This is a genomic window from Shewanella sp. UCD-FRSSP16_17 (genome assembly GCF_001675935.1).
GTDB classification, from domain to species: domain Bacteria; phylum Pseudomonadota; class Gammaproteobacteria; order Enterobacterales; family Shewanellaceae; genus Shewanella; species Shewanella japonica.
This window is the reverse complement of the sequence record NZ_LZFV01000046.1, coordinates 1-11,718: the sequence shown is the minus strand read 5'-3', so window position 1 is coordinate 11,718 and position 11,718 is coordinate 1. Positions and strand designations below refer to the sequence as shown.

Sequence of the window (11,718 nt, the reverse complement as noted above, 5' to 3'; positions counted from 1 at the left end):
ATGACTGATGCACCTAAATTATTGGTGATGGCTGGCGGCACGGGCGGACATGTATTCCCGGCGTTAGCAGTTGCAAAAGAATTAGCCAAAAAAGGTTGGCAAGTACGCTGGTTAGGTACGGCTGACAGAATGGAAGCAAGGCTGGTTCCTCAACATGGATTCGATATTGAGTTTATTGATATCAAAGGTGTGCGAGGAAATGGAATAGTAAGAAAATTGGCTGCACCATTTAAAATTATACGTTCAATATTACAGGCTAAAGCGTTCATTAATGAATATCAGCCAGACGTGATTTTAGGCATGGGTGGTTTTGCCAGTGGCCCAGGTGGTGTGGCGGCAAAATTGGCAGGCGTGCCTTTAGTATTACATGAGCAAAATGCAATTCCGGGCATGACTAATAAGTTGTTATCTCGCATTGCTAACAAGGTACTTTGTGCATTTCCGAATACCTTTTTACCGGCAACCAATGCAGAAGTCGTTGGTAATCCAATTAGACAAGAGTTAATAGAGCTCGGTCAAAAAGAGAAAGTATGTGATGACGAAGCCTTAAAGGTGTTAGTTGTTGGTGGCAGTTTAGGCGCAAAAATATTTAACGATGTCATGCCGGATGTGGTTGGGCAATTAAGTCAACAGCATTCAATTACCGTGTGGCATCAAGTAGGTAAAGGAAACCAACCTACTGTTAATAGTCACTATCAGGACAAAGGCCAAGCAGCCAATGTCAATGTGGCAGAATTTATCGATGACATGGAAGCCGCATATCGCTGGGCAGATGTTGTTGTTTGTCGTTCAGGTGCATTAACAGTATCTGAATTAGCCGCTGTAGGACGGGCAAGTATTTTAGTGCCTTACCCTCATGCTGTAGACGATCATCAAACTATCAATGCTTCAGTATTAGTAGAGGCTGGTGCGGCAATTTTATTGCCGCAAACCATAGTAAATGCAGATAATTTAGCTGAGAAGTTAACCCTTTTCGCTGAAAAAAGACATGTTGTATTAGAGATGGCTCAGCAAGCAAGAAGCGTTGCTGTTTTAGATGCCACCCAACGTGTTGCAGGTATTTGTGCTGAATTAGCACGAAAGGATTGAAATGACAAAAACAGAAAAGTACGCCCAATTACGTAGCATGATCCCTGAGATGAGACGGATTAAGAAAATCCACTTTGTCGGAATAGGTGGTGCAGGCATGGGTGGGATAGCTGAAGTATTAGTAAATGAAGGCTATCAGATCAGCGGCTCAGATATTGCTGTTAATAGTGTGACTGAAAGGCTAGAAAGTTTAGGGGCAAAAATCATCATTGGCCATCAGGCTGCAAGCGTTACAGATGTTGATGTTGTGGTCGTTTCAACGGCAATTGATAAGCAAAACCCTGAAATCATTGCAGCAAAAGAGCGCCGTATTCCGATTGTCCGTCGTGCTGAGATGTTGGCTGAATTAATGCGTTACCGTCATGGCGTTGCAATTGCTGGCACCCATGGTAAAACAACGACGACAAGCTTGATTGCCAGTGTTTACGGTCAAGCTGAACGTGATCCAACATTTGTTATTGGTGGATTGCTCAATAGTGCAGGAACCAATGCACGTTTAGGGACAAGTCGTTATTTGATAGCAGAAGCCGATGAAAGTGATGCAAGCTTTTTGCATTTACAGCCTATGGTCAGTGTTATTACAAACATTGAAGCTGATCATATGGACACTTATGGTGGTGATTTTGAGAAGCTAAAGACGACCTTTGTCGACTTTTTACATAACTTGCCGTTCTATGGTGTTGCTGTGATGTGTATTGATGATGAAGTCATTCAAGAAATCATGCCTCGAGTCGGTAGACAAGTCGTGACATATGGTTTTAGTGATATTGCTGATGTACAAGCATTGGATTTCAAGCAAGTTGGCCATCAGTCGCAATTTAACGTACGCCGAACGGGTCGTGAAGATTTAGCTATAGTGTTAAACCTTCCTGGCGAGCACAATGTGTTGAATGCACTGGCAGCGATTGCAGTTGCTACTGAAGATGATATCGATGACGAAGCTATTGTTGCAGCACTTGCAGAATTTGAAGGGATCGGAAGACGCTTTCAGCATTTAGGTGAGTTTGATACAGCAAACGGTAAGGTGATGTTGGTTGATGATTATGGTCATCACCCAAGTGAGGTACTTGCAACGATCAAGGCGGCTAGAGCTGGTTGGCCTGATAAGCGCTTAGTGATGGCATATCAGCCACATCGATATAGTCGTACCCGTGATTTGTACGAAGATTTCGTTGAAGTATTATCTCAAGTTGATGGCTTGCTGTTACTTGATGTATACGCAGCGGGTGAAAGTGCCATCCCTGGAGCAGACGGCAGAGCATTATGTCGCTCAATCAGATTGCGTGGGCAAGTTGATCCAATATTTGTCGCATCGCCTGAGTTACTTGCTGATGTATTGCCTGACGTTTTACAAGAGGGCGACTTATTGTTGACTCAAGGCGCTGGTAATATTGGTGCACTATCCAAAATGCTTGCATCATCTAATTTAGGTTTTGATGAGTCGAACAAAGAAAGTGTTGATTGATTATTGAACGATAACTGTTTGTAAATAGAAGCTTTAATACAGTCAGCATGCTAGATATAATGGTGAATTGCCAAATGAAAGTGACCAGATACAGTTGGGAGTTACAGTAATCGTGGCGTGGAGTGATAAAGCTCGCCAATTAAAAGGCCATTTGAGTCAAGTCAATTGGTACTTATATACCGGATTACTGTTTTTACTGACAGTGCTGCTGACTATCGTGTGGGCTGGCTTAAAGCTGAATGTATTATTGAACGATGCAGATGCATTGCCTATTGATGCTGTAGCGATTAAAGGTGAGCGAATTTATACCACAGATGCAGAGATTCAAGCTGCATTACAAGCATTAATGCAGCGCAGTTTTTTTAGTGCTGATGTGGTTGAAGTGCAGCTAGCGCTAGAAGCATTACCTTGGGTACATCATGCGTCAGTGAGACGTGAATGGCCGGCAAAATTGAAGGTGACATTACAAGAGCAGCAGGCCGTAGCACACTGGAATGGTGATGATTGGCTTAATGTTCATGGTGATGTGTTTATTGCGCAATCACATGAAAGTATCGCAGCATTACCAATGCTTTCTGGCCCAGAAGACATGTCTTCTGAAGTGTTAACGAGTTATCAGCAATTGGCTGATTTATTGAGTATTAATGGTTTTAAGCTTGCGAGTTTAAGTTTAAGCCCACGGCATGCATGGCATGCGACATTGGATAACGGCATCCTTCTTGAATTAGGTCGAGAAGATAAGATGTCGAGAATACAAAGATTTATAAATGTTTATCCTGAAATAACAAAAAATGACAAGCCAATAGCAACCATTGATTTACGCTATGACACGGGTGTTGCCGTTGGCTGGGACGATACTAACACAGAGAGTCGACACTAAATGACCAAGAATCAGGAAAGAAATCTTATCGTAGGCTTAGACATTGGCACGTCTAAAGTCGCAGTGATCATTGGTGAAGTGCTACCCGATGGTGAGATAAGTGTGGTCGGTTTAGGTAACCATCCTTCACGTGGCATGGATAAAGGTGGTGTGAATGATTTGGACTCTATTGTAAAAAGTGTTCAACGTGCACTTGACCAAGCTGAATTAATGGCTGACTGCCAAGTATCATCAGTCTATTTAAGCATTTCAGGCAAGCACATCGCCTGCCAAAATGAAAATGGCATGGTGTCAATTAATGATGAAGAAGTAACGCAAGAAGATGTGGACAATGTGATTCACACCGCTCGCTCAGTTAAGATCCCAACAGAGAGAAGGATCTTACATGTGTTACCGCAAGAATATTCTATCGATGTGCAAGATGGTATTAAGAGCCCAATTGGCATGTCAGGTATGCGCATGGAAGCAAAAGCCCATATTGTGACTTGTGCAAACGACATGGCAAAGAACATCACCAAGAGTGTTGAGCGTTGCGGCTTAACAGTAGATGACTTAGTTTTTTCAGGTATTGCTTCCGCTGATTCTGTTTTAACTAATGACGAAAAAGATTTGGGTGTATGTATTGTCGATATTGGTGGCGGAACGACTGATATCGCGGTTTATACCAATGGTGCATTACGACATTGTGCTGTGATTTCTGTAGCCGGTAACCAAGTAACGAGTGATATTGCGAAAATTTTTAGAACGCCATTAACTCATGCCGAGCAAATTAAAGTGCAATTTGCTAGTGCACGAAGTTCAATGGTGAGCCGTGAAGACAGTATTGAAGTTCCATCAGTGGGTGGTCGTCCTTCACGCAGTATGTCTCGTCATACGTTGGCAGAAGTCGTAGAACCAAGATACCAAGAATTATTTGAATTGGTATTAAAAGAATTAACTGACAGTGGTTTAGAAGATCAAATTGCTGCAGGGATAGTATTAACGGGCGGAACAGCTTCTATTACAGGTGCTGTTGATATTGCTGAAGCAACTTTCGGCATGCCAGTTAGGGTAGCGTCACCGCTACCAGTGAAAGGCTTAAATGAATATGTTGATCAACCTATTTACTCAACAGGAATAGGTTTGCTTCATTATGGCGCCAGACGCGTTATCGAACGTCAGTTCGAACGTCCTGAGCGTCAAGGGGTTACCAGTCTTTTGAATCGGGTCAAAAGCTGGTTTAAGGGTGAATTTTAATAACGCAGGCAAACGGAGATCAGACAATGTTTGAGATCATGGACACTCATAATGACGAGGCGGTGATTAAGGTCATCGGCGTCGGTGGTGGCGGCGGAAACGCTGTCGAACATATGGTTAAACACAGCATCGAAGGTGTTGAGTTTATTGTAACGAATACGGATGCTCAGGCATTACGCAAATCAGGCGCTGGCTCAACAATTCAATTAGGACGTGATGTCACTAAAGGATTAGGTGCTGGAGCGAACCCTGATGTGGGTCGTCAAGCTGCAGTTGAAGATAAAGAAAACATCCGCGCTGCGATTAAAGGCTCTGACATGGTCTTCATTGCTGCAGGTATGGGTGGCGGAACGGGTACTGGTGCTGCACCAGTCGTTGCAGAAATCGCTCGCGAAGAAGGCATTTTAACAGTAGCGGTAGTTACCAAGCCGTTTCCGTTTGAAGGCAAAAAGCGCATGACGTTTGCTGATCAAGGCATTGCGGAGCTAGCAAAACATGTTGACTCATTGATCACAATTCCGAATGAGAAATTGTTGAAAGTCTTGGGCCGTGGAACGTCATTGCTAGACGCTTTCGCTGCGGCAAACAATGTTTTATTAGGCGCAGTGCAAGGTATTGCTGAACTAATTACGCGTCCTGGTCTAATTAACGTGGATTTCGCCGATGTGAAAACCGTGATGTCAGAAATGGGTAATGCCATGATGGGCACAGGTGTTGCCACTGGTGATGATCGTGCAGAAGAAGCTGCAGAAGCTGCTGTTGCAAGTCCTTTACTAGAAGATATTGATCTAGCTGGCGCGCGTGGCGTATTGGTCAACATTACAGCCGGTATGGATATCAGTATTGAAGAGCTTGAGACTGTGGGTAACCACGTAAAAGCATACGCTTCTGATAATGCGACAGTGGTTGTTGGTGCAGTTATTGATCCAGAAATGAGCGAAGAGTTACGTGTAACAGTTGTTGCTACAGGAATCGGCGCAGAGAAAAAGCCTGATATTCAATTAGTGACTAAGCCTGTTGCTCGCCCTGAACCTGCACCGGTTATTGAGCCTAAAGTTGAACCTGCAGAAGAGCCAGTACCAGCCGCTAGCTATGTAGCGCCTACTGGAAATGCGGTTCCAGCACAGCAACCTGCGGCGCAACCTGCAACGCGTGCTGACGGTGATTACTTAGATATTCCAGCATTTTTACGTAAGCAAGCTGATTAATTGTTGAAAGTAAAAATGAAAATCTAAAAACGCTAAGATGTTGATAAAATGTTACTTGTGTAAGTAGAGGCGTAGAAAAACACAGTAAAGGAGTCTTTTTTGTGAAAAGACAATTTTATGGTAGTATATCGCCTCAGCTTACTGGGTAAACTCAGTAAAAGCAGTGCAATAATGTTTATTAATAAGTGATTAAAACGGGTAACTGAATGATTTTTCAAAGAACTGTTCAAAAAATGGTGAAGAGTACTGGTGTCGGATTGCATTCCGGCAACAAGGTAACTCTGTGCATTATGCCCGCACCTGTTAACACTGGTATCGTACTAAGACGTACAGATTTAACGCCTGCAGTGGAAATTCCTGCTAAGGCAAATCTTGTTCGTGAAACAACAATGTGTACGGCATTGGTTAATGACGAAGGTGTTCGCATTTCAACTATTGAACATTTATTCGCAGCGCTTGCAGGCCTTGGCATAGATAACGCTGTTATCGAAGTTGATGCTCCTGAAATCCCGATTATGGATGGCAGTGCAAGCCCGTTTGTTTTTTTACTGCAAAGTGCAGGTATTAAAGAACAAGCAGCCGCTAAAAAATACATTAAGATCAATCAAACCATTCGTGTTGAAGATGGAGATAAATGGGCTGAATTAAAACCATTTAAAGGTTTTAGAGTTGATTTCAAAATTGACTTCAATCACCCAGAAATTTCGCGTAGTCAGCAACACATGGTGATGGATTTTTCAACATCTGCGTTTGTTAAAGATATTAGCCGAGCAAGAACGTTTGGCTTTATGCAAGATATTGAATACCTAAGAGCTAACAATTTAGCGTTAGGTGGCAGCATGGAAAATGCTGTAGTGCTTGATGAGTATCGTGTTCTTAACCCTGATGGTCTGCGATATGAAGACGAATTTGTTAAGCATAAGATTCTTGATGCGTTCGGTGACTTATATGTAGCAGGACATGCCATTGTTGGTGAGTTCTGTGCGTATAAAACTGGTCATGCTCTAAACAACCAATTGGTAAGAGCATTACTGGCACAACAAGAAGCTTGGGAGTTAGTCAGCTTTGAAAATGAAGTTGATGTACCACTTAGCTTTATGGTGCCGGGCGCTGTATCTTTAGCGTAAAGAGTTAAGATTGCCTATTACGGCTGGCTAATGCAGCCAGCCGTTTTAGTTTTTCACCAAGAGACCCTTCAACGTGATCAGCCAATGTTTGCAGATGCTCTGCAGCGACAGGGCTGATTTTTGCGTAATTAGTTGGTGCTTTACTTGGTGTTATTGCTAACCCTGGGTTGACTTTAACCTCTATTGCGGTAAGCATTGGAAGCGTCTCTTCCTGAAGTTGTTGCAGTAGTTTGGTCTTTTGGAAATTTATTCTAGCAGCCCATGCAGCCGAAGTAGTTTCAATAACAAGAACACCCTGACGAAGATTAGCGACTTTTAGCTGCTCACTAACAGGACCATTTAAACTCCGCTTTACGTAAGTATTTAGCTGGTTTAATAGCTCTGCTTTTTCAGCTAGTTCCGGTAATGTTCCCGATTGATGTAGTAATCTACTGAGATCTTGAGGGGGCTTTTTCATATGATAATAAGATGGCTGAGTTAGGCTATGAGTGTAACAGTTTTTATTCAAGGTCGAAATGGAGTAACACGTTGGCATCCTAGCAAACGTTGGTTGCTTCTACCTATCCTATTAGTGGCAGCAGGAACTGGTCTTTACCAGCAAAATGCTGATCGCTTTGCTGCACAGCAGACGAAAGTTGATGAAAATCAAAAGTTGCGTGAACAGCAAAAACAACAAGTTCTAGACCTCAAAAAAGCGACTGAAACTCAACTAAGTACATTAGTTGCTCACGTCGCACGCATGCAAGCTAATGTGACTCGTTTAGAGGCATTAGGCCAGCAAGTCGCCGAAAATAATTTACTTGAAGATCAATTTGATTTTACTGCTGACGTTGGTGTTGGTGGGTTAAGTGAAATCGGTGCAGGTGTTGAATTAAACCAACTGCTAGACGATATGTCGCAGCTGGCATCCAGAATTGATAATAATAATGTTCAGTTAGCACTACTTGAAACTGTGTCAACTAATCTCCATATAGATAAAGAACGTTATATATCAGGGCGACCAATTGTCAAAGGTTGGTTATCTTCGCCCTACGGTTTACGAAATGACCCTTTTAATGGTCGTAGAACAATGCATAAAGGCATTGATTTTGCGGGTAAAGAAGGAGGCGATGTTATCGCGACTGCTGCAGGCGTGGTGACATGGTCAGGAAATATGCTTGGTTATGGTGGGCTTGTCGAAATTGATCATGGAAATGGTCTTCGAACCCGCTATGGACACAATAAATCTATGTCAGTAAACGTAGGTGACGTCGTTGCCAAAGGCGATAAAATTGCCAGTATGGGTAGCACAGGCCGTTCAACCGGTCCCCACGTGCATTACGAAGTATTGCGAAACGGACAACAAATCGATCCTAGAAAGTTCGTTTATCGCAAGGCTAGTTAATAACATTTTCGGTTAAGTCGCTCAATTGAGCTCAACCTACAAGAGATAAGTGATTAAGATGTTAGGCAAATTACTGACAAAAGTATTCGGCAGTCGTAACGACCGTACCTTGAAAGGCCTTGGTAAAGTTGTAACTAAAATTAATGCATTAGAAGCTGAATATGAAAAGCTGACTGATGAAGAATTAAAAGCAAAAACGGACGAGTTCCGTCAGCGTATTGAAAATGGCGAAACGTTAGACGCAATTATGGCTGAAGCATTCGCAACAGTGCGTGAAGCCTCTAAACGTGTATTCGAAATGCGTCACTTCGATGTGCAGCTATTAGGTGGTATGGTGCTAGATAGTAACCGTATTGCTGAAATGAGAACAGGTGAAGGTAAAACATTAACCGCGACCTTGCCTGCTTATTTAAATGGCATTACAGGTAAAGGTGTTCACGTTATTACCGTGAATGATTACCTAGCAGCACGTGATGCAGAAAATAACCGACCTTTATTTGAATTCTTAGGTTTAACTGTTGGCATTAACGTGGCAGGTTTAGGTCAAGTCGAGAAAAAAGAAGCGTATAACTCAGATATTACTTACGGTACTAACAACGAGTTTGGTTTTGATTACCTTCGTGACAACATGGCATTTTCGCCTCAAGAACGTGTTCAGCGTCCATTACATTACGCCCTAATTGATGAAGTCGACTCAATCTTAATTGATGAAGCTCGTACGCCATTGATTATTTCAGGCGCAGCTGAAAATAGCTCTGAGTTGTACATAAAAGTTAATACACTTATTCCTAATCTTATCGTTCAAGAAAAAGAAGATACTGAAGATGAAATTGGTGAAGGTGATTTCAGTATTGATGAAAAGGCTAAGCAAGTTCACTTTACAGAACGTGGTCAAGAGAAAGTAGAAACTTTACTTATCGAGCTGGGTGTATTGGCTGAAGGTGATTCACTTTATTCAGCAGCTAACATCTCGTTGCTGCATCATGTAAACGCAGCGCTTCGTGCACACACTTTGTTCGAGCGTGATGTCGATTACATTGTTAAAGACGGCGAAGTTGTTATTGTTGATGAACATACTGGTCGTACAATGCCAGGACGTCGTTGGTCTGAAGGTTTACACCAAGCTGTAGAAGCTAAAGAAGGTGTTAATATTCAGAATGAAAACCAGACATTAGCATCTATCACATTCCAAAATTACTTCCGTCAATACGAGAAGTTAGCCGGTATGACAGGTACAGCTGATACTGAAGCATTTGAATTCCAACATATCTACGGGCTAGATACGGTTGTCGTTCCGACGAACAAGCCAATGATTCGTAATGATATGGCTGACTTGGTGTACTTAACAGCTGCTGAAAAGTACAACGCAATTATTGATGACATTAAAGGTTGTCGTGAGCGTGGTCAGCCAGTACTAGTTGGTACAGTATCAATTGAGCAATCTGAATTATTAGCAACGCTATTAAAGCAAGCTAAGATCCCGCACTCAGTATTGAATGCGAAGTTTCATGAAAAAGAAGCACAGATTGTTGCAGATGCGGGTAGTTCAGGCACGGTAACTATTGCTACTAATATGGCAGGTCGTGGTACCGATATCGTCTTAGGTGGTAACTGGAAGGTTCAAGTTGATGCATTAAAGAACCCTACAGATGATCAAATTGCTAAAATTAAAGCTGAATGGCAAGTTCGTCATGATGCAGTAATCGCTGCTGGCGGTTTACACATCTTAGGTACAGAACGTCACGAATCTCGTCGTATTGATAACCAATTACGTGGTCGTGCTGGTCGTCAAGGTGATGCAGGTTCTTCACGCTTCTACTTATCAATGGAAGATAGCTTAATGCGTATCTTTGCATCAGATAAAGTAACGGGCATGATGAAAAAACTAGGTATGGAAGAAGGCGAAGCCATCGAACATCCTTGGGTATCACGTGCTATTGAAAATGCACAACGCAAAGTAGAAGCACGTAACTTCGATATTCGTAAGCAATTGCTTGAGTATGACGATGTTGCTAATGACCAACGTCAAGTCGTTTACTCACAACGTAATGAGTTAATGGATGCTGAAAGTATCGAAGATACGATTTCAAATATCGAACAAGATGTCGTAAGCAGTGTGATTGATCAATATATTCCGCAACAATCTGTTGAAGAGCTTTGGGATGTTCCAGGCTTAGAGCAACGATTAGAACAAGAATATGGTTTAAAACTGACAATCCAACACTGGTTAGATACTGAAGATGATCTTCATGAAGAAACTTTACGTGAGCGTATCGTCAACAGTTGGAGCGATGCATACAAAGCCAAAGAAGAAATGGTTGGCTCACAAGTGCTTCGTCAATTTGAAAAAGCGGTAATGCTGCAAACTCTTGATGGTTTGTGGAAAGAGCATTTAGCGGCAATGGATCATTTACGTCAAGGTATCCACTTACGTGGTTATGCTCAAAAGAACCCTAAGCAAGAATATAAACGTGAATCGTTTGAATTGTTCCAGCAAATGCTTGAGTCACTCAAACAAGATGTGATTAGTGTCCTTTCAAAAGTTCAGGTACAAGCACAGTCTGATGTTGATGAAATGGAACAGCGTCGCCGTGAAGAAGAAGCTAAGATCCAACGTGATTATCAACACGCTGCTTCAGAAGCGTTAACTGACAACAGTGAAGCAGAAGCGGCGATGCCAAGAACGGTAATCCGTGATGGTGAGAAAGTTGGTCGCAATGATCCTTGCCCTTGTGGTTCTGGTAAGAAGTACAAACAATGTCACGGTAAATTAAGCTAAACACGCTTTCTTTATATAGAACCAAAAAGCAGCTATTAATAGCTGCTTTTTTTATATCCTGATTTTAGGCTGAAAAAACACCATTCTTCTTGTATTTGTGGATAACTATGGGGGTAAATAGTGTGTAGCTTGTGGCTAATGAAAAACATGCAAAAAAATCATATTTTTTTGCAAAAAGCCCTTGCACGGTTTCATAATCTCCCTATAATGCGCATCCACTGACACGGCAAACCACGCAATAGCATGGTGTAGACGCCAAATCAGTTCACTGAAAAGTGACGCTGAAAAGAGTTTTTAAATTAGTTTAAAAATCACTTGACGCGATACGGGAATTGCGTAAAATACGCATCCCTAGCCACTCGGGCTTACCGAGATGCGCTAACGCTCTTTAACAATTTATCAAGTAATCTGTGTGGACACTCACAGGTGTTGAGTTAATCGAAATTGCTCACTCTTTCTTGTAAAGAATGCAGCAATCAAAATTATTATCAATATTTTCTGAATCACGTAAGTGATGAGTGTTCATAGCAATATGTAACAAACAGGATGT

The 11,718-nt window shown here is 42.1% G+C and carries 9 protein-coding genes; 8 read left to right on the top strand and 1 reads right to left on the bottom strand.

What is annotated here, in order from left to right:
* The 6 genes from murG (at position 1) to lpxC (ending at position 7,005) form a co-directional block, all read left to right on the top strand.
* Positions 1-1,089, top strand: a complete 1,089-nt coding sequence (murG, locus tag A9267_RS17110; RefSeq protein ID WP_055025296.1) for an undecaprenyldiphospho-muramoylpentapeptide beta-N-acetylglucosaminyltransferase — start codon at positions 1-3, stop codon at positions 1,087-1,089.
* Between the two features lies 1 nt (position 1,090).
* The gene (murC, locus tag A9267_RS17105) at positions 1,091-2,554 is read left to right on the top strand and encodes a UDP-N-acetylmuramate--L-alanine ligase (protein WP_065110083.1); all 1,464 of its coding nucleotides are present in this window, start codon (positions 1,091-1,093) and stop codon (positions 2,552-2,554) included.
* A gap of 112 nt (positions 2,555-2,666) precedes the next feature.
* Entirely contained in the window at positions 2,667-3,434 is a 768-nt protein-coding gene (locus A9267_RS17100) for a cell division protein FtsQ/DivIB (protein ID WP_144430197.1), read from the top strand.
* Positions 3,435-4,670 (top strand): cell division protein FtsA, encoded by a 1,236-nt coding sequence (gene ftsA / locus A9267_RS17095; RefSeq protein ID WP_055025203.1) that lies wholly within the window; start codon positions 3,435-3,437, stop codon positions 4,668-4,670. It begins immediately after the preceding gene.
* A 26-nt stretch (positions 4,671-4,696) separates the two neighbouring features.
* Entirely contained in the window at positions 4,697-5,878 is a 1,182-nt protein-coding gene (ftsZ, locus tag A9267_RS17090; RefSeq protein WP_055025202.1) for a cell division protein FtsZ, read from the top strand.
* Positions 5,879-6,084: 206 nt separating this feature from the next.
* Positions 6,085-7,005 (top strand): UDP-3-O-acyl-N-acetylglucosamine deacetylase, encoded by a 921-nt coding sequence (gene lpxC, locus A9267_RS17085; protein ID WP_055025201.1) that lies wholly within the window; start codon positions 6,085-6,087, stop codon positions 7,003-7,005.
* Positions 7,006-7,009: 4 nt separating this feature from the next.
* Here lpxC and A9267_RS17080 read toward each other — a convergent pair whose 3' ends face one another.
* Positions 7,010-7,462 carry a DUF721 domain-containing protein gene (locus A9267_RS17080; protein ID WP_065110312.1) on the bottom strand — a complete coding sequence of 151 codons (453 nt, stop codon included), beginning with the start codon at positions 7,460-7,462 and terminating at the stop codon, positions 7,010-7,012.
* 27 nt (positions 7,463-7,489) lie between these two features.
* Here A9267_RS17080 and A9267_RS17075 point away from each other — a divergent pair, with 27 nt between their 5' ends.
* Positions 7,490-8,389, top strand: a complete 900-nt coding sequence (locus tag A9267_RS17075) for a M23 family metallopeptidase (RefSeq protein WP_055025200.1) — start codon at positions 7,490-7,492, stop codon at positions 8,387-8,389.
* A 58-nt stretch (positions 8,390-8,447) separates the two neighbouring features.
* Positions 8,448-11,168 carry a preprotein translocase subunit SecA gene (gene secA, locus A9267_RS17070; RefSeq protein WP_065110082.1) on the top strand — a complete coding sequence of 907 codons (2,721 nt, stop codon included), beginning with the start codon at positions 8,448-8,450 and terminating at the stop codon, positions 11,166-11,168.
* The last annotated feature ends 550 nt before the right edge of the window (positions 11,169-11,718 follow it).

Coding starts and splice junctions, on each gene's coding strand:
- A9267_RS17075 (WP_055025200.1), top strand. CDS start 7,490: ATGAGTGTAACAGTTTTTATTCAAGGTCGAAATGGAGTAACACGTTGG.
- A9267_RS17080 (WP_065110312.1), bottom strand. CDS start 7,462: ATGAAAAAGCCCCCTCAAGATCTCAGTAGATTACTACATCAATCGGGA.
- murG (WP_055025296.1), top strand. CDS start 1: ATGACTGATGCACCTAAATTATTGGTGATGGCTGGCGGCACGGGCGGA.
- lpxC (WP_055025201.1), top strand. CDS start 6,085: ATGATTTTTCAAAGAACTGTTCAAAAAATGGTGAAGAGTACTGGTGTC.
- secA (WP_065110082.1), top strand. CDS start 8,448: ATGTTAGGCAAATTACTGACAAAAGTATTCGGCAGTCGTAACGACCGT.
- ftsA (WP_055025203.1), top strand. CDS start 3,435: ATGACCAAGAATCAGGAAAGAAATCTTATCGTAGGCTTAGACATTGGC.
- ftsZ (WP_055025202.1), top strand. CDS start 4,697: ATGTTTGAGATCATGGACACTCATAATGACGAGGCGGTGATTAAGGTC.
- murC (WP_065110083.1), top strand. CDS start 1,091: ATGACAAAAACAGAAAAGTACGCCCAATTACGTAGCATGATCCCTGAG.